The organism is Streptomyces sp. NPDC050418 (genome assembly GCF_044458745.1).
Lineage (GTDB): Bacteria > Actinomycetota > Actinomycetes > Streptomycetales > Streptomycetaceae > Streptomyces.
Genome location: NZ_JBITIG010000003.1, coordinates 198905 through 218189, shown reverse-complemented (window position 1 = coordinate 218189; position 19285 = coordinate 198905). Strand labels below are relative to the sequence as shown.

Sequence of the window (19285 nt, the reverse complement as noted above, 5' to 3'; positions counted from 1 at the left end):
CACACCGTTCATGAAGCCGCAACAATGACCGTGTGATCACGTCGTCGTTGCCGGGCACCCATCGCCGCACCGAACCCACCCCGTACGTGGACCTCACCAGGCCGGAGTGGAGCGCGCTGCGCGAGAAGACCCCGCTGCCGCTGACGGCCGCGGAGGTCGAGCGGCTGCGCGGGCTCGGCGACGTCATCGACCTCGACGAGGTACGCGACGTCTATCTGCCGCTGTCCCGTCTCCTCAATCTGTACGTGGGCGCCACCGACACCCTGCGCGGCGCCCTCAACACCTTCCTCGGCGACGCGGGCGACGGGCACGGGACGCAGACCGGGACGCCCTTCGTCATAGGGGTCGCGGGCTCCGTCGCCGTCGGCAAGTCCACGGTCGCGCGCCTCCTGCAGGCGCTGCTCGCCCGCTGGCCCGAGCACCCGCGGGTCGAACTCGTCACCACCGACGGCTTCCTGTGGCCGATGAAGGAGATGGAGGCCCGCGGTCTGCTGTCGCGCAAGGGCTTCCCCGAGTCGTACGACCGCCGCGCGCTCACCCGCTTCGTCGCGGACATCAAGGCGGGCAAGGACGAGGTGACCGCACCCGTCTACTCGCACCTGAAGTACGACATCGTCCCCGGCGAACGCCTCACCGTGCGCCGCCCCGACATCCTGATCGTCGAGGGCCTCAACGTCCTGCAGCCCGCGCTGCCCGGCAAGGACGGCCGCACCCGCGTCGGCCTCGCGGACTACTTCGACTTCAGCGTGTACGTGGACGCCAAGCCCGACGACATCGAGCGCTGGTACCTCAGCCGTTTCCGCAAGCTCCGCGAGACGGCCTTCCAGAACCCCGACTCGTACTTCCACCGCCACACCCTGGTCCCGGAGGACGAGGCGATGGCGTACGCGCGCCGGATGTGGCAGACCATCAACCTGCCGAACCTCACGCAGAACGTGGCCCCGACGCGCGCCCGCGCGACGCTCGTCCTGCGCAAGGGGCCTGACCACAAGGTGCAGCGGCTCCGGCTGCGCAAGCTCTGATCGGCGCCGGGGAGGCCCCACGCTAGGGTGCCGCCATGCTGCACCTGCGCCTGATCACCCCGTCCGACCGTACGGACGACGTGGTCCAGCTGATCGAGAAGACGGTGGGGACCACGCACCTCGCGGTGCTGACCGGCGCCGCGCGCAACCCGCAGGGTGACGTCGTCCTGTGCGACGTGGCGCGCGAGGCCGGTGACGAACTGCTGAGCGGTCTGCGGGCGTTGGGGATCGACGAGACCGGCTCGATCGCCGTCGAGAACATCGACCTGTCGCTCTCCAAGCGCGCCGACAAGGCCGAGGCGGAGGCGCCGGGCGAGGGTGCGGACGCGGTGCTCTGGGAGCACCTGACGGAGGCGACGCACGAGGAGTCGACGCTCTCCGTCACGTACGTGGCGTTCCTCGCCGTCGCCACGATGCTCGCGGCCTGCGGTGTCATGCTCGACAACGCCATCCTGATCGTCGGCGCCATGGCCGTCGGACCCGAGTTCGGTCCGCTGGCCGGAATCTCCACGGCGGTGGTGCAGCGGGCGCCGCAGCTCGCCTGGCGGTCGCTGTACGCCCTTCTGGCGGGATTCGCCGCCGCCATGGTCCTCACGGCAGGGTTCAGCTGGGTCCTCGACGCGCTCGGCCTCTTCACCTTCGACATGCTGGAGGCCAAGCGTCCGAACACCGCGTTCATCTACAACCCGGACTGGATGTCCTTCGTCGTCGCCCTCCTGGCCGGGATCGCGGGCACCCTCTCCCTCACCTCGGCCAAGTCGGGTGCCCTGATCGGCGTCGCGATCTCCGTGACGACCGTCCCCGCGGCCGCCAACGCCGCGGTCGCCCTCAGCTACACGGACTACAGCCAGGCCGCCGGTTCCACCGGGCAGTTGCTGGCCAACCTCGGCGGCATCGTCGTCGCCGGCGTCCTCACCCTGCTCACCCAGAAGTTCTTCTGGGCCCGTCGGCGCTGAACGCGACGGGCCGGCCGCCCCGAAGGACGACCGGCCCGCAGCCGAAGAACCCGAACGCGCTTATCCCAGCGCGGACTTCACCGCATCGGCGAGCCGCCCCGCCACCGACCGCGCCTGGTCGATGTCGGCGGCCTCGACCATCACGCGCACGAGCGGCTCGGTGCCCGAGGGACGCAGCAGCACCCGCCCGGTGGCGCCCAGTTCGCGCTCGGCGTCGGAGACCGCGGACGCCAGCTCGGCGGAGGTGGTGACGCGGGACTTGTCGACATCCGGCACGTTGATCAGGATCTGCGGCAGCCGCTCCATGACGCCCGCGAGGTCCTTGAGCGTACGGCCGGTCTGCGCGACGCGCGCCGCGAGCATCAGGCCGGTCAGCGTGCCGTCGCCGGTCGTCGCGTGGTCGAGCACGATGACATGGCCGGACTGCTCGCCGCCGAGGGCGAATCCGTGCTCCTTCATCGACTCCAGGACGTAACGGTCGCCGACCGCGGTCTGGATCAGCTCGACGCCTTCGCGCTCCATGGCCAGCTTGAAGCCGAGGTTGGACATGACGGTCGCGACCACGGTGTTCTCGCGCAGCTGCCCGCGCTCGCGCATCGCGAGCGCGAGGACGGCGAGGATCTGGTCGCCGTCGATCTCCTGGCCTTCGTGGTCCACCGCGAGACAGCGGTCCGCGTCGCCGTCGTGCGCGATGCCGAGCGCGGCGCCGTGCTCGACGACCGCGGCCCGGAGCAGCTCCAAGTGGGTCGAGCCGCAGCCCTCGTTGATGTTGAGCCCGTTGGGCTCGGCCCCGATGGTGACGATCTCGGCGCCGGCCCGCGCGAAGGCCTCGGGCGAGACCCGGGCGGCCGCGCCGTGCGCCTCGTCGAGGACGATCTTCAGACCGTCGAGCCGGTTCGGCAGCACACCGATCAGATGGGCGACGTACTGGTCGAAGCCCTCGTCGTACGACTTGATCCGGCCCACACCGGAACCGGTCGGCCGGTCCCAGGGGTCGCCGGTGCGGTGCTGCTCGTAGACCGTCTCGATCCGGTCCTCCAGGTCGTCGGCCAGCTTGTGGCCGCCGCGCGCGAAGAACTTGATGCCGTTGTCGGGCATCGCGTTGTGGCTGGCGGAGAGCATCACGCCGAGGTCGGCGCCCAGCGCACCGGTGAGATACGCGACCGCGGGGGTCGGCAGCACACCGACGCGCAGGACGTCCACGCCCGCGCTCGCCAGACCGGCCACGACCGCCGCTTCGAGGAACTCACCCGAGGCCCGCGGGTCCCGGCCGACGACCGCGATCGGGCGGTGCCCCTCGAACGAGCCCGCCTCCCCCAGGACATGGGCCGCCGCGACGGAGAGTCCGAGCGCCAGCTCGGCCGTCAGATCCGCGTTGGCGACGCCGCGCACGCCATCGGTGCCGAAGAGTCGTCCCACTTGATGTCCTCCGCTGCTTACATCTGAACGTTTATGTCGTTATACGCCCATGGGCCTTGATAAAACGAACGCCCCGGCAGCACTCGCGTGCCGCCGGGGCGAACGGGATGACAGACAGATCTGCCAGGCAGTGCAGCCAGCGAGATTAACGCTTGCTGTACTGCGGAGCCTTGCGGGCCTTCTTGAGACCGGCCTTCTTGCGCTCGACCGCACGGTCGTCGCGACGGAGGTAACCGGCCTTCTTGAGGGCGCCGCGGTTGTTGTCCACGTCGGCCTCGTTCAGGGCGCGGGCCACGCCGAGGCGCAGGGCGCCGGCCTGACCCGAGACGCCGCCACCCGAGATGCGGGCGATGACGTCGTAGCGGCCCTCGAGCTCGAGCACCTTGAAGGGCTCGTTGACTTCCTGCTGGTGGACCTTGTTCGGGAAGTAGTCCTCGAGCGTGCGCCCGTTGACCTTCCACTTTCCGGTGCCCGGGACGATCCGGACGCGGGCGATGGCGTTCTTGCGACGACCCAGGCCGGCGGCCGGCTGCGGGTCGCCGAAGCGCGCGGCGTTCGACTCGGAGGTGTACTCGCCCTCGACGGGCGCCTCGGACTCGGTGGTGTACTGCTCGGGCGCCTCAGCCTCGATGTCTTCGATCGGCTGCTCGGCGGTGGTCTCGGCCACGATGCTCCTCAGATTTCTTTACGTCTTAGGGGGTGGCCGGAACTACTGCGCGACCTGGGTGATCTCGAACGGAACCGGCTGCTGCGCAGCGTGGGGGTGGTTCTCGCCCGAGTAGACCTTCAGCTTCGAGAGCATCTGACGGCCCAGGGTGTTCTTGGGGAGCATGCCCTTGACGGCCTTCTCGATGGCCTTCTCAGGGTTCTTCTCCAGAAGCTCGTCGTAGCGGACGGAGCGCAGACCACCCGGGTAACCGGAGTGGCGGTACGCCATCTTCTGGGTCTTCTTGTTGCCGGACAGGTGCACCTTGTCGGCGTTGATGATGATGACGAAGTCACCGGTGTCAACGTGCGGCGCATAGATCGGCTTGTGCTTGCCGCGCAGGATGCTGGCGGCGGTGCTCGCGAGACGGCCGAGGACGATGTCCTGGGCGTCGATCACGTGCCACTGGCGAGTGATATCGCCGGGCTTGGGGCTGTACGTACGCACTTCGTAGCCTTCGCTTCTTCAGTGGATGGGAGTCCAGACACACGGATCCGCTGAAGCGATCATGCAGCTGGGGCTCACAGTCGCCGGGCGATGCCCGTATGCGAGCCACTGGTAACTGCTCCAGGGAACTTACGTAGGGGCCCATCGCGTGAGAACGACCAAGCCGATACGCATAACGAACTGGCAGAATACCCGCGCCGACCCGTTCGGGTCAAAACGCGCGCTCACCCGAAGGTGCTGCCGCATCAAGGGTACGTGCCCGCGGCAGATGCACTCGCCCCCGCCGCAGACAGCACCTTCCCACCGTCACCGCGAGGACACAGAGGGTGAAAGCGTCCTTGAACGCCCGCCGTGTCCCGGGCTGCAGCCATGGCCACGCGAACCCCGGCACCTGCGGCACCAGAGCCACCCAGAACCAGGCCGTCCGCCCCGGCGCCCCCTCCTGCCCGGCCCCCGCGAGCAGCAGCGGTACGACGACCAGGAGGTAGTGGTCGTACGAGGGACGCGAGACGAGAAATGCGGCGAGCATCACCATCGCCGCACACTCCCCGAGCCGCGCGGCGCTCCCGGCGTCCCCTCTCCCCCAGCGCCGCCACGCGCACCACACCCCGCCCGCCGCGCACGCGAGCGCGAGCAGCGAGGCCGCGCCCTGCGGCACCCCGAGCCGCGGCAGGACGGCCGCGGGAGATGCCTCGTAGAGGCGTACGAAACTGTCGTCACCCCGGAGGAGAAAGGGCAGCGTGCGCGTGAAGAACCCGGCCGGGTCGGGCATCGCGAGCGCCGCGAGCCCCGAGGCCGCCGCCGGGACCAGGACCGCGGCCCCGAGCGCCCGCCACCGCCGCGCGAAGACGAAGAGCAGCAGGACGGGCACGAGCAGCGGCTTGAACGCGATGGCCGCCCCGATCGCGGCCCCGGCCGCCGTCCAGCGCCCGCGGTGCGCGAGCAGCAGGGCCGCGGGCAGGACGGCGGCCGCGATCACCGTCCAGTTCGCGAGGACCAGCAGATGCGCGAAGGGCGCGAAGCCCAGCGCGAGCGCGAGCAGCCCGCCCACCGCGTACCGGCTGCGCAGCCCCACCCCGTACAGCCGCAGCGCGCAGACCCAGCCCGCGGTCAGCGCGGCGGTGACGAACGCGGGAGCGGCGAAACGCAGCAGCCAGGTGGGGAGCAGCACCTCGGGGACGGCGGCGAGCACGGCGCTCGGCAGATAGAGGAAGTGCGGGTCGTCGTACGGGGAGCCGCCGGCGAGCCAGGTCCGGGCGGCGTCGATGACGATGGCGTTGTCCATCCCGCCGTCGTCGTTCTGCAGCCCCACGCGGACGACCCCGGCGCAGAGCACCACGACGAGGACGCACCACAGCGTGCGCGAGGCGGGCACCGCAAGCCACTGCAGTACCGCCGCGCCTCGCCTGCCTCGCGTACGCCCGACCTCAAATGCGCCTGATTCCATACAAATCAACCTAGGCGGGAGACCCCACATCACCCGCGCATAACGCGCTGCCCACCCGCTCATAACGCCCGCACCCGCCCTCACCGTTACGGCCTAAGATGCGGCCCATGAGCTTTGGGCAGGGGGGACCCCAGTGGGGTTCCGGTGGTCAGCAGCAGCCGCAGTCGGACTGGGTCACACAGCCGGGCATGCCGCCCGCACCGGGGGCGACGCCCGACTGGGCCGCGCTCGCGGAGGCCTCGGAGTCACGCGCGAAGCGCCGCCGGCTCCTGATGGTCGGCGGCGGTGCGCTGGCCACGGTCGCCGTGGCCGCGGTCGTGGCCATCGCCGTGGTCAGCACGGGCAGTGACGACGGCACCCCGGACGACGGCAAGGCGCCCGCCGCGAGCGACACCGCCTCGACGGCCTCGCAGCAGCCCACCTTCGCCGAGACGAAGCCGCCCCCGCCGCCGGACCCGAAGGACTACATCTCCAGCGCGGACAAGGACAAGGCACCGCTCAGCGCGGCCGGTCTCTTCCCGGGCAAGGACTTCACCAAGGGCGGCGCGACCTACAAGAAGGGCGCGACCTCCGAGACGAAGGACTGCGGCTCCGTCACCAACGGCCCGCTCGGCGCCCTCCTCGAAGGCAACGACTGCACCCGGGTCCTGCGCGCCACGTACGAGAAGGACGGTGTCGCGGTCACGGTCGGCGTCGCGGTCTTCGACACCGAGAAGCAGGCCACGAAGGTCAAGGACGCCTACAAGAAGGGCACCGTCAAGTCCCTCTCGGGCAAGGGCGTAGCGGCCTTCTGCAACACCACGATCTGCCGCTCGACCACCAACTCCTACGGCCGCTACGCCTACTTCACAGTCGGCGGCTTCACCAGCGGCAAGGACGTCACGACGAAGGACAAGAAGGTCTTCACCGCCGGCGACGCCATCGCGGGCCTGGCCTTCCAGCGGATCCACCAGCGGGGCGAGGCACAGGCCTCGGCGGCGGTGCAGAACCCCTGAGACGACCGCGGCCGGGGGCCTTCAGCAGCAGCCCGCCCCCGGCAGCGACCGCTTGTTCCGCGCCTCCTTGTTGCGCGCGGCCAGCAACTCGTCGGCCGGATAGCCGACTTCCTCCAGCGTCAGCCCGTGCGGCCGTACGACATGCACCGCCGAGTCCCGTACACCCGCCGCAAGCACCTTCGCGGGCCAGCCGGGGCCGCGGTGCCCGTCGCCCACGAACAGCAGCGCGCCGATCAGCGAGCGCACCATGTTGTGGCAGAAGGCATCGGCCTTCACGGTCGCCGTGATGATGCCGTCGCCGCCGCGCACGAGGCTCAGCTCCTGCAGCGTGCGGATGGTCGTGGCGCCTTCGCGCTTCTTGCAGTACGCGGCGAAGTCATGCTCGCCGAGCAGCTGGGCGGCGGCCTCGTTCATCGCGTCGACGTCCAACGGCCAGTCGTGCCACAGCACATGACCGCGCAGCAGCGGGTCGACGCCGCCGGGGTTGTCCGTCACGCGGTACGCGTAGCGCCGCCAGATCGCCGAGAAGCGTGCGTTGAACCCGCCCGGCGCCTCGGCCACCTTCCAGATCCGCACGTCGTGCGGCAGCCGGCCGGCCAGCCGGCGCAGCAGCTTCTCCTGGTGCTCGGCCCACAGCTCCACCGGCAGGTCGACATGCGCCACCTGTCCGCGCGCGTGCACCCCGGCATCGGTCCGCCCGGCGACTGTCAGCTGGTACGTCTGTGCCGACCGTGTCACGGTCCGCAGCGCGTCCTCGATCTCGCCCTGCACGGTCCGTGTCCCCTGCCGCGGCTGCTTCGCCCAGCCGGAGAACTCCCTGCCGTCGTACGACAGATCAAGCCGTACCCGTACGAAACCGGACTCCACCTCGTCGCTCACGTGCCGCATATGCCTTTCGTTGCGCAGCCGTCATGCACTGATCGACTACCTATGACGTGTCCACCGCAACCCCGGGCGGGGTCCGTGATGTCTCTGCCGACGTCGGAACAACCAGTCATGGGGGGACCATGCACCAGTGGACCAAGCGAGGCGCCGCAGCCCTCGCCACCGGCATTCTCGCCGTCTCGCTCACCGCTTGCGAGGACTCCGACGGCTCCGGAGGCGGTGGCAAGCCGAAGCGCAAGGCCTCCGCAGCCTATGTGCCCGAGCCGTTCGCACCGCCCGGCGCCGCCGACGAGATCCAGGTCCAGGCCGGCGCCCCGAAGGACATCGCCAAAGGTGCCAAGGGTTACCAGGTGAAGTGCGTGCAGTGGGGCATCAACCCGTTCCTGCCCGGCAAGGGGATCACCGTCGACGGTGACTTCGGCAATGCCACGGCCAAGGGCGTCATGCACTACCAGGGCAGGCGCGGCCTCAAGTCCGACGGAGTCGTCGGCAAGCGGACCGGCGTACGGATCCAGGACGACATCCGCAGGCTCCTCGACGACGCGCGCAAGGCCAACCGGACCAGCGCCGTCAAGCACTACGGCGAGTGGATGAAGAACTGCCCGTCCCGCATCCCCGGCTGATCACGACGCACCTCACCCATAAGCAGGACGAGCCCGCTCTCCACGGGGGAAAGCGGGCTCGTCCGTGAGCTCACAGGATCGGAGCTCGGAGCTCAGGAAGCTCAGGCGTCCTTGGACTCGGCCTCGACGGGCTTGGCGTCCTCGACGACCTCGTCCTTCTTCAGGGCGTCTTCCTTGACCGCACGCTTGGTGGCGGCCTCGGCCTCGTCGACGGTCGCCTTCTTGGCGATCTCGCCCTCGACCAGCTCGATCACGGCCATGGGAGCGTTGTCACCACGACGGTTGCCGATCTTGGTGATACGGGTGTAGCCACCCGGACGCTCGGTGTAGCGCGGAGCGATCTCGGTGAAGAGGGTGTGGACGATGCCCTTGTCGGTGATCGTCTGCAGCACCTGGCGACGGTTGTGGATGTCGCCCTTCTTCGCCTTGGTGATCAGGCGCTCGGCGACGGGGCGCAGGCGGCGGGCCTTGGCCTCGGTCGTCGTGATACGGCCGTGCTCGAACAGCGACTTGGCGAGGTTCGCCAGCATGTGACGCTCGTGCGCAGCGCTGCCGCCCAGACGGGCACCCTTGGCGGGCTTCGGCATGGTGTTTCTCCTTGTGTGCTGCCCCGGCCGTATCAGGTACCGGGGTCAGTATCCGAGCGGACGGTTGTCCGTCGGAGATCCGGGGGCGCGAACGCCCCCGGAGGTGGGCCCGATCAGTACTGCTCGGTCTCCACGAAACCCGCGTCCGCGTCGTCGTCGGCGCCGAAGGCGTCGGCGGCAGCGGTCGGGTCGAATCCGGGCGGGCTGTCCTTGAGGGCCAGGCCCATGCCGGCCAGCTTCGCCTTGACCTCGTCGATGGACTTCGCACCGAAGTTGCGGATGTCCAGGAGGTCAGCCTCGGAGCGCGCCACGAGCTCACCCACGGAGTGGATGCCCTCACGCTTGAGGCAGTTGTACGAACGAACGGTGAGCTCGAGCTCCTCGATCGGCAGCGCCAGGTCGGCGGCAAGGGCGGCGTCCGTGGGGGACGGGCCCATGTCGATGCCCTCGGCGTCGATGTTGAGCTCACGCGCCAGACCGAACAGCTCGACCAGCGTCTTGCCGGCCGACGCCATGGCGTCACGGGGACGCATGGCCTGCTTGGTCTCGACGTCGACGATCAGCTTGTCGAAGTCGGTGCGCTGCTCGACTCGGGTCGCCTCGACCTTGTAGGTGACCTTGAGGACCGGCGAGTAGATGGAGTCGACCGGAATACGGCCGATCTCCTGGCCCACCTGCTTGTTCTGCACGGCGGAGACGTAGCCGCGACCGCGCTCGACGGTCAGCTCCATCTCCAGCTTGCCCTTGCCGTTCAGCGTGGCGAGCACCAGGTCGGGGTTGTGCACCTCGACACCGGCCGGCGGGGCGATGTCAGCAGCGGTGACCAGGCCGGGACCCTGCTTGCGCAGGTACATCACGACCGGCTCGTCGTGCTCCGAGGAGACGACCAGCTGCTTGATGTTCAGGATGAGGTCGGTGACGTCCTCCTTGACGCCCGGCACGGTGGTGAACTCGTGCAGGACACCGTCGATACGGATGGACGTGACCGCCGCACCCGGGATCGAGGAGAGGAGCGTACGACGCAGGGAGTTGCCGAGGGTGTAGCCGAAGCCCGGCTCCAGGGGCTCGATCACGAACCGGGAGCGGAACTCGTCGACGACCTCTTCGGTCAGCGAGGGACGCTGAGCGATCAGCATGAAGTGAATCCTTCAGTCGTGGACACCCACTATTTGATGCCCGACGGATACCCGCGCCTTACGACACGGGGTATTGCAAGGGTACGGGCGATACGGCACCGAAGCGCCGTACCGCCCGAAATCCTCTGGCCAAGCAGCCGTGCGTCAGACGCGACGACGCTTGGGCGGACGGCAGCCGTTGTGCGGGGTGGGCGTGACGTCCTGGATCGAGCCGACCTCGAGGCCGGTGGCCTGGAGGGAGCGGATCGCGGTCTCACGGCCGGAGCCGGGACCCTTGACGAACACGTCGACCTTGCGCATGCCGTGCTCCTGCGCGCGACGGGCAGCCGACTCGGCGGCCATCTGCGCGGCGAACGGCGTGGACTTACGCGAGCCCTTGAAGCCGACGTGGCCGGCGGAGGCCCACGAGATCACGTTGCCGGTCGGGTCCGTGATGGACACGATCGTGTTGTTGAACGTGCTCTTGATGTGAGCGTGCCCGTGGGCGACGTTCTTCTTTTCCTTGCGGCGCACCTTCTTGGCAGCGCCCTGACGACCCTTGGGGGGCATCTGTTACTCCTACGGGGAGGTGGTCGGTCCTACAGCGAAGACCGCTGATGAAGCGTTGTCCGCTGCGGACTACTTCTTGCCCGGCTTCTTCTTGCCGGCGATGGCGCGACGCGGGCCCTTGCGGGTACGGGCGTTCGTGCTCGTGCGCTGACCGTGGACGGGCAGGCCACGACGGTGACGAATGCCCTGGTAGCAGCCGATCTCGATCTTGCGGCGAATGTCGCCCTGGATCTCGCGGCGGAGGTCACCCTCGGTCTGAAGGTTGGCGTCCACGTACTCGCGGATCTTGACCAGCTCCTCCTCGGAGAGGTCACGAACGCGGGTGTTCGGGTTGACGCCGGTCTCGGCCAGCGCCTTCTGGGACTGGGTGCGGCCGATACCAAAAACGTAGGTAAGGGCGACTTCCACACGCTTGTCGCGCGGGATGTCAACACCGGAAACGCGTGCCATTCAATGGCTCCAGTTGTCTTTCGGAGGTCTTCCCCAAGACCACTCCCAGCCGCCGTCCTCTTCGCGGACGAAGAGTTGGTACGAACTGGGTCCCCGGCCTCCGACCGGGGGTGTCGCCCTCCATTACTGAAGAGGGACGGGTCTTGCGTATGTACGAGCTGCTTAGCTTGCGTCGCTCAAAGATCTGCGGATGCAGACCTGCGTCAGCCCTGGCGCTGCTTGTGGCGCGGGTTGTCGCAGATGATCATGACTCGGCCGTGACGGCGAATCACCCTGCACTTGTCGCAGATCTTCTTGACGCTCGGCTTGACCTTCATGTGATGAGGTTCTCCGGGTCAGTGCCACCACCCCGCGGGAATGCGGGGCACAGGCAAGATCTACTTGTACCGGTAGACGATCCGGCCACGCGTCAGGTCGTACGGAGACAGCTCCACCACGACCCGGTCGTCAGGGAGGATGCGGATGTAGTGCATACGCATCTTGCCGCTGATGTGTGCCAGGACCTGGTGGCCGTTCTGGAGCTCGACCTTGAACATGGCGTTCGGAAGAGACTCGACGACAGTGCCCTCGATCTCGATGGCACCTTGCTTCTTGGCCACGCTTAGCCCTTCGAATCGACTACCTTGATCGGCCTCGCTACCACCGCCTGCAGATCGCAGGCATGCGGGTGCACGAGAGCCGACGAGTCAGTCTACGTCAGAGCCCCCGGAAAGACGAATCCGGAAAGTGTGCCCCGACGGGACGATCGTTATGCACGCCGCCACGAACCGGCACCGGCCCGGCGGATCGGCCCGCATCAGCCCAGCGGATCGGGCGCGGCTGTGATCCCCATCTCAGCCAGCTTGGCCTTGCCGCCGACCAATTTTTGACGCCGCTCTCGCGGGCTCGGCGCCAGGGGCGCCTCACATGCTTCGAGCGGCTGCGCCGGACTCCGTCCGCCGGCCGCGGCCAAGCCGGATGACCAGGCCGCCCGACCCTCAGCCCAACGGATCCGGCGCAGCCTGGATCCCCATCTCAGCCAGCTTGGCCTTACCGCCATCAGGCGCCGTCAGCACCAGAGGACCGGCCTCGGTCACCGCAACCGAGTGCTCCCAGTGCGAGGACCACGTGCCGTCCGTCGTGATGACGGTCCAGTCGTCCTCCAGGACCTCCGTGCGCGCCGTACCCAGCGAGACCATCGGCTCGATCGCGAGGCAGAAGCCGGGGACGAGCTTCGGGCCGCGGCCGCGGCGGCGCTCGACGTAGTTCAGGAGGTGCGGCTCCATGTGCATCTGGGTGCCGATGCCGTGGCCGCCGTAGTCCTCGATGATCCCGTACTTGCCGGTGGCCGGACGCGGCTGGCGGCGGATGTACGACTCGATCGCCTTGGAGACGTCGACCAGGCGGTTGCCCTGCTTCATGGCCGCGATGCCGGCCCACATCGACTCCTCGGTCACCCGCGAGAGCTCGATCAGCTCAGGCGCGTGACCGGAACCCACGAACGCGGTGTACGCGGCGTCGCCGTGCCAGCCGTCGATGATCGCGCCGCAGTCGATCGAGATCATGTCGCCGTCCTCGAGGACGACCTCGTCACTCGGGATGCCATGGACCACGACCTCGTTCTTCGAGGTGCAGATCGTGGCGGGGAAGCCGCCGTATCCCAGGAAGTTGGACTTCGCGCCGTGCTCGTCGAGCACCTTGCGCGCGACCTCGTCGAGGTCCTTCGTCGTCGCGCCCGGCACGGCCGCCTCGCGGGTGGCCTTGTGGATCGCGGCGACGACCAGTCCGGCCTCGCGCATCTTGGCGAGCTGCTCGGGGGTCTTGATCTCCACCATGGCCGGTGACGCTCCGTATCTCCGTTAAGAACAGGTACTGACACAACACTACGGCCGCGGCGCCCCTCAAGGGCACCGCGGCCGTAGCTCACGCTCATTCGCCTCAGGCGGCGTCGTCCTTGCGCAGGGCGGCCATCGCGCGCTCCGTCACCTCGGACACCTCGCCGAGCGCCGAGATCGTCACAACCAGGCCCTGGGCCCGGTAGTGGTCGATGATCGGCTCGGTCTCGCTGTGGTAGACCTCGAGGCGGCGGCGGACCGTCTCCTCGGTGTCGTCCCCGCGCTGGTACAGCTCGCCGCCGCAGACGTCGCAGACGCCCTCGGTCTTCGGCTTCTTGTACTCGACGTGGAAGACGTGTGCCGAGTTGTTGCGGCAGGTGCGCCGCCCGGCGATCCGCTTGACGATCTCGTCCTCGGGGACCTCCAGGTCGAGCACCGCGTCGAGCTGCTGGCCGTCCAGCTTCAGCGCGTCGTCCAGGGCCTCGGCCTGTGAGACGTTGCGCGGGAAGCCGTCGAGCAGGAAGCCGTTCACGGCGTCCGGCTGTGCCATCCGGTCCTTGGCCATGCCGATGGTGACCTCGTCGGGGACGAGGTTGCCGGCGTCCATGAAGGACTTGGCCTTGAGACCGAGCTCGGTGCCCTGGCTGATGTTGGCCCGGAACAGGTCGCCCGTGGAGATGTGGGGGATCGACAGGTTCTCGGCAAGGAACGCGGCCTGCGTTCCCTTGCCCGCACCGGGCGGTCCGACGAGGACGATACGCATCAGCGGAGGAACCCTTCGTAATTACGCTGCTGAAGCTGGCTCTCGATCTGCTTCACGGTCTCCAGACCCACACCCACGATGATCAGGATGCTCGTCCCGCCGAACGGGAAGTTCTGGTTTGCACCGAGAGGTGCCAACGCCATCGTCGGCACCAGAGCGATCAGGCCCAGATACAGCGACCCCGGCCAAGTGATGCGGTTGAGCACGTAGCTCAGGTACTCGGCAGTGGGGCGGCCTGCCCGGATGCCCGGGATGAAGCCACCATACTTCTTCATGTTGTCGGCGACTTCTTCGGGGTTGAACGAGATGGCCACGTAGAAGAAGGCGAAGAACACGATCAGAACGAAGTACGTGGCGATGTAATACGGGTGGTCACCCTTGACGAAGTGCGCTTCGATCCACCGCGCCCACCCGGAATCCGAACCGCTGAACTGCGCGACGAGAGCCGGAATGTAGAGCAGCGACGAGGCAAAGATCACAGGGATGATGCCCGCCTGGTTGACCTTCAGCGGGATGTACGTCGACGTACCGCCGTAGGAACGGCGCCCGATCATGCGCTTCGCGTACTGCACGGGGATCCTGCGCTGCGCCTGCTCGACGAAGACGACAAGGCCCACCATGGCCAGGCCGACCGCGATGACGATGGCGAACTCGATCCAGCCGTCGGCCAGCTTGCCCTGCTCCTTGATGGCCCACAGCGCGCCGACGAAGCCGGCGGCGATGGAGATGAACATCAGGATGGACATGCCGTTGCCGATGCCACGGTCCGTGATGAGCTCACCGAGCCACATGACGACGGCGGTGCCGGCGGTCATGGTCAGCACCATGGTGATGGTCACGAAGATGGACTGGTCCGGAACGATCTGGGTGCCCACGGCGCACTGACTGAACAGCGCACCGCTGCGCGCGGTGGCGACGAGGCCGGTGCCCTGGAGCACGGCCAGCGCGACCGTCAGATAACGCGTGTACTGCGTGATCTTCGCGGTGCCTGCCTGGCCCTCCTTCTTGAGGGCCTCCAGCCGCGGGATCACCACGGTCAGCAGCTGCAGGATGATGCTCGCCGTGATGTACGGCATGATGCCGAGCGCGAAGATCGTGATCTGCAGCAGCGCACCGCCACTGAACATGTTGACCAGACCGAACAGGCCGCTGTTCTGATTGGCCTGGTCGAGACAGATCTGCACGTTCTCGTACGACACACCGGGAATCGGGATGTGTGCACCGAGCCGGTAGACAACGATGATGCCGAGCGTGAAGAGCAGCTTCTTGCGCAGGTCGGGCGTCTTGAACGCCCGGGCGAACGCGGTGAGCACGGTGCCTCCTGCGACCCCCGCGCGCGTGCGTCAGAGGTGACGGTCTTGAGGTTCGACGAATACGAAAAGTACAACTGAGGCAAGAGCCGCGCGGTTCCCCAGCACTGATACAGACCGCGCGGAAGCATTAACGCACGCCACCTTACCGGCGACCATGCCCCCCTAGGAACGACCAACCGGGGATGCCCTATTTGTGGGCATCCCCGGTTGGGATCGTTCAAGTCAACAAGCTCAGACGAGCTCGGTGACGGTGCCGCCCGCGGCGGCGATCTTCTCCTTGGCGGAGCCGGAGACGGCGTCGACCGTCACCTGCAGCGCCACGGAGATCTCGCCCTGGCCCAGGACCTTGACGAGGCTGTTCTTGCGCACGGCGCCCTTGGCGACCAGGTCCTCGACCGTGACCTCTCCACCCTCGGGGTAGAGCGAAGCCAGCTTGTCCAGGTTGACAACCTGGAACTCGGTCTTGAACGGGTTCTTGAAGCCCTTCAGCTTCGGAAGACGCATGTGGAGGGGCATCTGGCCACCCTCGAAGCGCTCCGGAACCTGGTAACGGGCCTTCGTACCCTTGGTACCGCGACCTGCCGTCTTACCCTTCGACGCCTCACCACGACCCACACGGGTCTTGGCGGTCTTGGCGCCCGGGGCAGGACGGAGGTTGTGGATCTTGAGCGGGTTGTTCTCCGCCATGATCAGACCTCCTCAACCGTCACGAGGTGGCGGACGGTGTGCACCATGCCGCGGAACTCGGGGCGGTCCTCCTTGACGACCTGCGTGTTGATGCCCTTGAGACCAAGGGAGCGCAGGGTGTCGCGGTGGTTCTGCTTGCTGCCGATGTACGACTTGACCTGCGTGATCTTGAGCTGTGCCATTACGCACCAGCCCCGGCACGCGCACGCAGCAGAGCCGCGGGGGCGACGTCCTCGAGGGGCAGGCCACGGCGAGCCGCGACTTCCTCGGGACGCTGCAGGCCCTTGAGGGCCGCCACGGTGGCGTGCACGATGTTGATCGCGTTGTCGGAGCCGAGCGACTTCGACAGGATGTCGTGGATACCGGCGCACTCGAGCACGGCACGCACCGGACCACCGGCGATAACACCGGTACCCGGGGACGCGGGCTTGAGCAGCACGACGCCGGCAGCCTTCTCACCCTGGATGGGGTGCGGGATGGTGCCCTGGATACGGGGGACCTTGAAGAAGTGCTTCTTGGCCTCCTCCACACCCTTGGCGATGGCGGCCGGCACCTCCTTGGCCTTGCCGTAACCGACACCCACGGTGCCGTCACCGTCGCCCACCACGACCAGCGCGGTGAAGCTGAAGCGACGACCACCCTTCACAACCTTGGCGACGCGGTTGATCGCGACAACGCGCTCAACGTAAGCGGTCTTCTCGGCGGCAGCAGCGCCACCGTCGCGACCCTTCCGGTCCCGCCGCTCGCCGCCACCGGCACCGCCACTGCGGCGCTGGGGTCCAGCCATTGGAATTACCTCTCTCTTTTTCCGCTAGCTACGCAGCAACGTGAATCGCTGCGCGACGGGAACTCAGAACTTGAGTCCGGCTTCGCGGGCGGCGTCCGCCAGGGCGGCGATGCGCCCGGCGTACTGGTTACCACCACGGTCGAACACGACAGCCTCGACACCGGCGGCCTTGGCGCGCTCGGCAACGAGGGCACCGACCTGCTTGGCCTGCGAGGACTTGTCGGCCTCGCCGCCGCGGATCGTCGTGTCCAGGGTCGACGCCGACGCCAGGGTGTGACCCTTGATGTCGTCGATGACCTGGGCCACGATGTGGCGGTTCGAACGCGTCACGACCAGGCGCGGACGCTCAGCCGTACCCGAGATGTGCTTACGGATACGGATGTGACGGCGCTTGATGGCAGCACGCTTGTAAGCGTCGCCCTTAGCAATCTTCGTGCCGTATGCCATGGCTTACTTACCCGCCTTTCCGACCTTGCGGCGAATGACTTCGCCCTCGTACTTGACGCCCTTGGCCTTGTACGGGTCGGGCTTGCGCAGCTTGCGGATGTTGGCCGCAACCTCGCCGACCTTCTGCTTGTCGATGCCCTCGACCGAGAACTTCGTCGGCGACTCGACCTTGAAGGAGATGCCCTCGGGCGCCTCGATCAGGATCGGGTGGCTGTAGCCGAGCGAGAACTCCAGGTTGGAGCCCTTCGCCAGGACGCGGTAACCGACACCGCTGATCTCGAGCTTCTTCACGTAACCCGTGGTCACGCCGGTGATCATGTTCGCCACCAGCGTGCGGGACAGGCCGTGCAGGGCCTTGTTCTGACGCTCGTCGTTCGGACGGGTGACGTTCAGAACGCCGTCCTCGCCCTTAGCGATCGCGATCGGGGCCGCGACGACGTGGGTCAGGGATCCCTTGGAACCCTTGACCGTGACCGTCTGGCCGTCGATGGTGACGTCCACGCCGGCGGGAACCGTGATGGGGAGCTTGCCAATACGCGACATAGCTGTTTCCTCCGTTCCCTTCCGTTACCAGACGTAGGCGAGAACTTCTCCGCCTACGCCCTTCTTGCCGGCCTGCTTGTCGGTCAGAAGACCGTGCGACGTGGAGATGATCGCCACGCCGAGGCCACCGAGGACCTTGGGCAGGTTGGTGGACTTCGCGTAAACCCGGAGACCGGGCTTGGAGATCCGCTTGATGCCCGCGATGGAGCGCTCACGGTTCGGGCCGAACTTCAGCTCGAGAACGAGGTTCTTGCCGACCTCGGCGTCCTCGGTCTTCCAGCCGGTGATGTAGCCCTCCTGCTGGAGGATCTCCGCGATGTGGGACTTGATCTTGCTGTGCGGCATCGCCACGGTGTCGTGGTACGCCGAGTTCGCGTTACGCAGACGAGTCAGCATGTCCGCGATCGGATCAGTCATGGTCATGAATTGGCCTTCGGCCTCTCTCGCCGGGGTTTCCTGTATGCGCCATCCCTCTCCCCACACAGGGGCGGGACGGGTGCGGCGCGGGGACCTACGGCGTAGTAAGTCGTTTCAGGGCGGCAGACGCCCAACCCCACAAGCCTACGGCATGCGGAGGAGGGCCCTGCCGACCTAATTACTTACCGAGAGCCTCCGGTAATCCCGAAAAACCGGGACTACCAGGAGCTCTTGGTCACGCCCGGCAGCTCGCCACGGTGAGCCATCTCACGAAGGCACACGCGGCAGAGGCCGAACTTGCGGTACACGGAGTGCGGGCGGCCGCAGCGCTGGCAGCGGGTGTAGCCACGCACACCGAACTTGGGCTTACGAGCAGCCTTGGCAATAAGAGCCTTCTTCGCCATCTCGCTCACGCCTCCTTGAACGGGAAGCCGAGGTGACGCAGAAGGGCACGGCCCTCATCGTCGTTGGTCGCCGTGGTCACCACGGTGATGTCCATACCCCGGGTACGGTCGATCTTGTCCTGGTCGATCTCGTGGAACATGACCTGCTCGGTGAGACCGAAGGTGTAGTTGCCACGGCCGTCGAACTGCTTGGGGGACAGACCACGGAAGTCGCGGATGCGCGGCAGCGCGAGCGACAGGGTGCGGTCCAGGAACTCCCACATGCGGTCGCCACGAAGCGTGACGTGGGCACCGATCGGCTGACCCTCACGCAGCTTGAACTGCGCGATGGACTTGCGGGCCTTGGTGACGGCCGGCTTCTGACCGGTGATCGTGGTCAGGTCACGGACGGCACCGTCCATGAGCTTCGAGTCACGGGCGGCGTCGCCGACACCCATGTTGACCACGATCTTGACGAGGCCGGGAACCTGCATGACGTTCTCGTACGAGAACTCCTCAAGCAGCTTGCCCTTGATCTCCTCGCGGTACTTCGTCTTGAGACGCGGAGTCGTGGTGGTAGCCATCAGATGTCCTCACCCGTCCGCTTGGCAACGCGAACCTTGTTGCCCTCATCGTCGAAGCGGTAACCGACACGGGTCACAACCTTGTTGCCGTCCTTCTCAACGACCAGCTGGACGTTGGAGACGTGGATCGGCGCCTCGGTGGTGATGATGCCGCCGGCCTGCGAACCGCTGGCGGTCGGCCCGGCCTTCGTGTGCTTCTTGACCCGGTTGACACCCTCGACCAGGACGCGGTCCTCGCGGGGGTAGGCCGCGATGACCTTGCCCTGCTTGCCCTTGTCCTTACCGGTGATGACCTGTACCAGGTCGCCCTTCTTGATCTTCATGC

General features: G+C 67.4%; 27 protein-coding genes. 4 read left to right on the top strand and 23 right to left on the bottom strand.

Annotated features, from left to right (window positions below):
- Window positions 1-32: 32 nt before the first annotated feature.
- Both coaA and ACIBI4_RS08425 read left to right on the top strand, forming a co-directional pair.
- Complete coding sequence (gene coaA, locus ACIBI4_RS08430) at window positions 33-1022, top strand: type I pantothenate kinase (protein WP_399202862.1); 990 nt, start codon at window positions 33-35, stop codon at window positions 1020-1022.
- Between the two features lie 35 nt (window positions 1023-1057).
- On the top strand, window positions 1058-1978 hold the full coding sequence (locus ACIBI4_RS08425) for a DUF389 domain-containing protein (RefSeq protein ID WP_399202861.1): 921 nt from the start codon (window positions 1058-1060) through the stop codon (window positions 1976-1978).
- 60 nt (window positions 1979-2038) lie between these two features.
- Here the strand turns inward: ACIBI4_RS08425 and glmM are convergent, their stop codons facing one another.
- From glmM to ACIBI4_RS08405, 4 genes are all read right to left on the bottom strand, one after another.
- Window positions 2039-3397, bottom strand: coding sequence for a phosphoglucosamine mutase (gene glmM, locus ACIBI4_RS08420; RefSeq protein WP_399202860.1), 1359 nt, complete (start codon window positions 3395-3397; stop codon window positions 2039-2041).
- A 145-nt stretch (window positions 3398-3542) separates the two neighbouring features.
- Window positions 3543-4064, bottom strand: coding sequence for a 30S ribosomal protein S9 (gene rpsI / locus ACIBI4_RS08415; protein ID WP_165332377.1), 522 nt, complete (start codon window positions 4062-4064; stop codon window positions 3543-3545).
- A 42-nt stretch (window positions 4065-4106) separates the two neighbouring features.
- Entirely contained in the window at window positions 4107-4550 is a 444-nt protein-coding gene (rplM, locus tag ACIBI4_RS08410) for a 50S ribosomal protein L13 (RefSeq protein ID WP_399202859.1), read from the bottom strand.
- Window positions 4551-4761: 211 nt separating this feature from the next.
- Complete coding sequence (locus tag ACIBI4_RS08405) at window positions 4762-5997, bottom strand: glycosyltransferase 87 family protein (protein ID WP_399202857.1); 1236 nt, start codon at window positions 5995-5997, stop codon at window positions 4762-4764.
- A 107-nt stretch (window positions 5998-6104) separates the two neighbouring features.
- On the opposite strand from ACIBI4_RS08405, the gene ACIBI4_RS08400 reads away from it, so the two are divergent.
- Entirely contained in the window at window positions 6105-6992 is an 888-nt protein-coding gene (locus tag ACIBI4_RS08400) for a hypothetical protein (RefSeq protein WP_399202856.1), read from the top strand.
- 21 nt (window positions 6993-7013) lie between these two features.
- On the opposite strand, the gene truA is transcribed toward ACIBI4_RS08400, so the two are convergent.
- Window positions 7014-7871, bottom strand: a complete 858-nt coding sequence (truA, locus tag ACIBI4_RS08395; protein ID WP_399202855.1) for a tRNA pseudouridine(38-40) synthase TruA — start codon at window positions 7869-7871, stop codon at window positions 7014-7016.
- A 128-nt stretch (window positions 7872-7999) separates the two neighbouring features.
- On the opposite strand from truA, the gene ACIBI4_RS08390 reads away from it, so the two are divergent.
- Window positions 8000-8500 carry a peptidoglycan-binding protein gene (locus tag ACIBI4_RS08390; protein ID WP_399202853.1) on the top strand — a complete coding sequence of 167 codons (501 nt, stop codon included), beginning with the start codon at window positions 8000-8002 and terminating at the stop codon, window positions 8498-8500.
- A 101-nt stretch (window positions 8501-8601) separates the two neighbouring features.
- Here the strand turns inward: ACIBI4_RS08390 and rplQ are convergent, their stop codons facing one another.
- From rplQ to rplX, 18 genes are all read right to left on the bottom strand, one after another.
- Entirely contained in the window at window positions 8602-9087 is a 486-nt protein-coding gene (gene rplQ / locus ACIBI4_RS08385; protein WP_399202852.1) for a 50S ribosomal protein L17, read from the bottom strand.
- 113 nt (window positions 9088-9200) lie between these two features.
- Entirely contained in the window at window positions 9201-10223 is a 1023-nt protein-coding gene (locus tag ACIBI4_RS08380) for a DNA-directed RNA polymerase subunit alpha (protein ID WP_003966937.1), read from the bottom strand.
- 144 nt (window positions 10224-10367) lie between these two features.
- On the bottom strand, window positions 10368-10772 hold the full coding sequence (gene rpsK / locus ACIBI4_RS08375) for a 30S ribosomal protein S11 (RefSeq protein WP_003948617.1): 405 nt from the start codon (window positions 10770-10772) through the stop codon (window positions 10368-10370).
- 69 nt (window positions 10773-10841) lie between these two features.
- The gene (gene rpsM / locus ACIBI4_RS08370) at window positions 10842-11222 is read right to left on the bottom strand and encodes a 30S ribosomal protein S13 (protein WP_165332368.1); all 381 of its coding nucleotides are present in this window, start codon (window positions 11220-11222) and stop codon (window positions 10842-10844) included.
- Between the two features lie 203 nt (window positions 11223-11425).
- Window positions 11426-11539, bottom strand: a complete 114-nt coding sequence (rpmJ, locus tag ACIBI4_RS08365) for a 50S ribosomal protein L36 (protein ID WP_003948619.1) — start codon at window positions 11537-11539, stop codon at window positions 11426-11428.
- 60 nt (window positions 11540-11599) lie between these two features.
- The gene (infA, locus tag ACIBI4_RS08360; protein ID WP_003948620.1) at window positions 11600-11821 is read right to left on the bottom strand and encodes a translation initiation factor IF-1; all 222 of its coding nucleotides are present in this window, start codon (window positions 11819-11821) and stop codon (window positions 11600-11602) included.
- Between the two features lie 378 nt (window positions 11822-12199).
- Window positions 12200-13036, bottom strand: coding sequence for a type I methionyl aminopeptidase (map, locus tag ACIBI4_RS08355; RefSeq protein ID WP_399202851.1), 837 nt, complete (start codon window positions 13034-13036; stop codon window positions 12200-12202).
- A gap of 103 nt (window positions 13037-13139) precedes the next feature.
- Entirely contained in the window at window positions 13140-13799 is a 660-nt protein-coding gene (locus ACIBI4_RS08350) for an adenylate kinase (RefSeq protein ID WP_399202850.1), read from the bottom strand.
- The gene (gene secY, locus ACIBI4_RS08345; protein ID WP_399202849.1) at window positions 13799-15112 is read right to left on the bottom strand and encodes a preprotein translocase subunit SecY; all 1314 of its coding nucleotides are present in this window, start codon (window positions 15110-15112) and stop codon (window positions 13799-13801) included. The genes ACIBI4_RS08350 and secY overlap by 1 nt, the downstream gene beginning before the upstream one ends.
- 231 nt (window positions 15113-15343) lie before the next feature.
- Window positions 15344-15799: a 50S ribosomal protein L15 gene (rplO, locus tag ACIBI4_RS08340; protein ID WP_093613768.1), complete on the bottom strand. Its 456-nt coding sequence runs from the start codon at window positions 15797-15799 to the stop codon at window positions 15344-15346.
- A 2-nt stretch (window positions 15800-15801) separates the two neighbouring features.
- Window positions 15802-15981 (bottom strand): 50S ribosomal protein L30, encoded by a 180-nt coding sequence (rpmD, locus tag ACIBI4_RS08335; protein WP_052580766.1) that lies wholly within the window; start codon window positions 15979-15981, stop codon window positions 15802-15804.
- Complete coding sequence (gene rpsE / locus ACIBI4_RS08330; RefSeq protein ID WP_052580769.1) at window positions 15981-16586, bottom strand: 30S ribosomal protein S5; 606 nt, start codon at window positions 16584-16586, stop codon at window positions 15981-15983. Before rpsE ends, rpmD begins: the two co-directional genes overlap by 1 nt.
- A gap of 63 nt (window positions 16587-16649) precedes the next feature.
- Window positions 16650-17033, bottom strand: coding sequence for a 50S ribosomal protein L18 (gene rplR, locus ACIBI4_RS08325; RefSeq protein WP_399202848.1), 384 nt, complete (start codon window positions 17031-17033; stop codon window positions 16650-16652).
- 3 nt (window positions 17034-17036) lie between these two features.
- Entirely contained in the window at window positions 17037-17576 is a 540-nt protein-coding gene (gene rplF, locus ACIBI4_RS08320) for a 50S ribosomal protein L6 (RefSeq protein WP_399202847.1), read from the bottom strand.
- Between the two features lie 24 nt (window positions 17577-17600).
- Window positions 17601-17999 (bottom strand): 30S ribosomal protein S8, encoded by a 399-nt coding sequence (rpsH, locus tag ACIBI4_RS08315; RefSeq protein ID WP_399202846.1) that lies wholly within the window; start codon window positions 17997-17999, stop codon window positions 17601-17603.
- A 212-nt stretch (window positions 18000-18211) separates the two neighbouring features.
- Window positions 18212-18397 (bottom strand): type Z 30S ribosomal protein S14, encoded by a 186-nt coding sequence (locus ACIBI4_RS08310; protein WP_003948630.1) that lies wholly within the window; start codon window positions 18395-18397, stop codon window positions 18212-18214.
- 5 nt (window positions 18398-18402) lie between these two features.
- On the bottom strand, window positions 18403-18960 hold the full coding sequence (rplE, locus tag ACIBI4_RS08305; protein ID WP_399202845.1) for a 50S ribosomal protein L5: 558 nt from the start codon (window positions 18958-18960) through the stop codon (window positions 18403-18405).
- The gene (rplX, locus tag ACIBI4_RS08300; RefSeq protein WP_352256319.1) at window positions 18960-19283 is read right to left on the bottom strand and encodes a 50S ribosomal protein L24; all 324 of its coding nucleotides are present in this window, start codon (window positions 19281-19283) and stop codon (window positions 18960-18962) included. Before rplX ends, rplE begins: the two co-directional genes overlap by 1 nt.
- Window positions 19284-19285: the final 2 nt, after the last annotated feature.

Excerpts from the sequence above, each read along its gene's own strand:
- rpsK (WP_003948617.1), bottom strand. The coding sequence starts at position 10,772 with ATGCCCCCCAAGGGTCGTCAGGGCGCTGCCAAGAAGGTGCGCCGCAAG.
- rplQ (WP_399202852.1), bottom strand. The coding sequence starts at position 9,087 with ATGCCGAAGCCCGCCAAGGGTGCCCGTCTGGGCGGCAGCGCTGCGCAC.
- rplF (WP_399202847.1), bottom strand. The coding sequence starts at position 17,576 with ATGTCGCGTATTGGCAAGCTCCCCATCACGGTTCCCGCCGGCGTGGAC.
- ACIBI4_RS08400 (WP_399202856.1), top strand. The coding sequence starts at position 6,105 with ATGAGCTTTGGGCAGGGGGGACCCCAGTGGGGTTCCGGTGGTCAGCAG.
- rpsE (WP_052580769.1), bottom strand. The coding sequence starts at position 16,586 with ATGGCTGGACCCCAGCGCCGCAGTGGCGGTGCCGGTGGCGGCGAGCGG.
- rplX (WP_352256319.1), bottom strand. The coding sequence starts at position 19,283 with ATGAAGATCAAGAAGGGCGACCTGGTACAGGTCATCACCGGTAAGGAC.
- ACIBI4_RS08425 (WP_399202861.1), top strand. The coding sequence starts at position 1,058 with ATGCTGCACCTGCGCCTGATCACCCCGTCCGACCGTACGGACGACGTG.
- rpmD (WP_052580766.1), bottom strand. The coding sequence starts at position 15,981 with ATGGCACAGCTCAAGATCACGCAGGTCAAGTCGTACATCGGCAGCAAG.
- ACIBI4_RS08350 (WP_399202850.1), bottom strand. The coding sequence starts at position 13,799 with ATGCGTATCGTCCTCGTCGGACCGCCCGGTGCGGGCAAGGGAACGCAG.
- ACIBI4_RS08405 (WP_399202857.1), bottom strand. The coding sequence starts at position 5,997 with ATGGAATCAGGCGCATTTGAGGTCGGGCGTACGCGAGGCAGGCGAGGC.
- rpmJ (WP_003948619.1), bottom strand. The coding sequence starts at position 11,539 with ATGAAGGTCAAGCCGAGCGTCAAGAAGATCTGCGACAAGTGCAGGGTG.
- ACIBI4_RS08380 (WP_003966937.1), bottom strand. The coding sequence starts at position 10,223 with ATGCTGATCGCTCAGCGTCCCTCGCTGACCGAAGAGGTCGTCGACGAG.
- rplO (WP_093613768.1), bottom strand. The coding sequence starts at position 15,799 with ATGGCGGAGAACAACCCGCTCAAGATCCACAACCTCCGTCCTGCCCCG.
- map (WP_399202851.1), bottom strand. The coding sequence starts at position 13,036 with ATGGTGGAGATCAAGACCCCCGAGCAGCTCGCCAAGATGCGCGAGGCC.
- rplR (WP_399202848.1), bottom strand. The coding sequence starts at position 17,033 with ATGGCATACGGCACGAAGATTGCTAAGGGCGACGCTTACAAGCGTGCT.
- rpsH (WP_399202846.1), bottom strand. The coding sequence starts at position 17,999 with ATGACCATGACTGATCCGATCGCGGACATGCTGACTCGTCTGCGTAAC.
- ACIBI4_RS08310 (WP_003948630.1), bottom strand. The coding sequence starts at position 18,397 with ATGGCGAAGAAGGCTCTTATTGCCAAGGCTGCTCGTAAGCCCAAGTTC.
- rpsM (WP_165332368.1), bottom strand. The coding sequence starts at position 11,222 with ATGGCACGCGTTTCCGGTGTTGACATCCCGCGCGACAAGCGTGTGGAA.
- ACIBI4_RS08390 (WP_399202853.1), top strand. The coding sequence starts at position 8,000 with ATGCACCAGTGGACCAAGCGAGGCGCCGCAGCCCTCGCCACCGGCATT.
- rplE (WP_399202845.1), bottom strand. The coding sequence starts at position 18,960 with ATGGCTACCACCACGACTCCGCGTCTCAAGACGAAGTACCGCGAGGAG.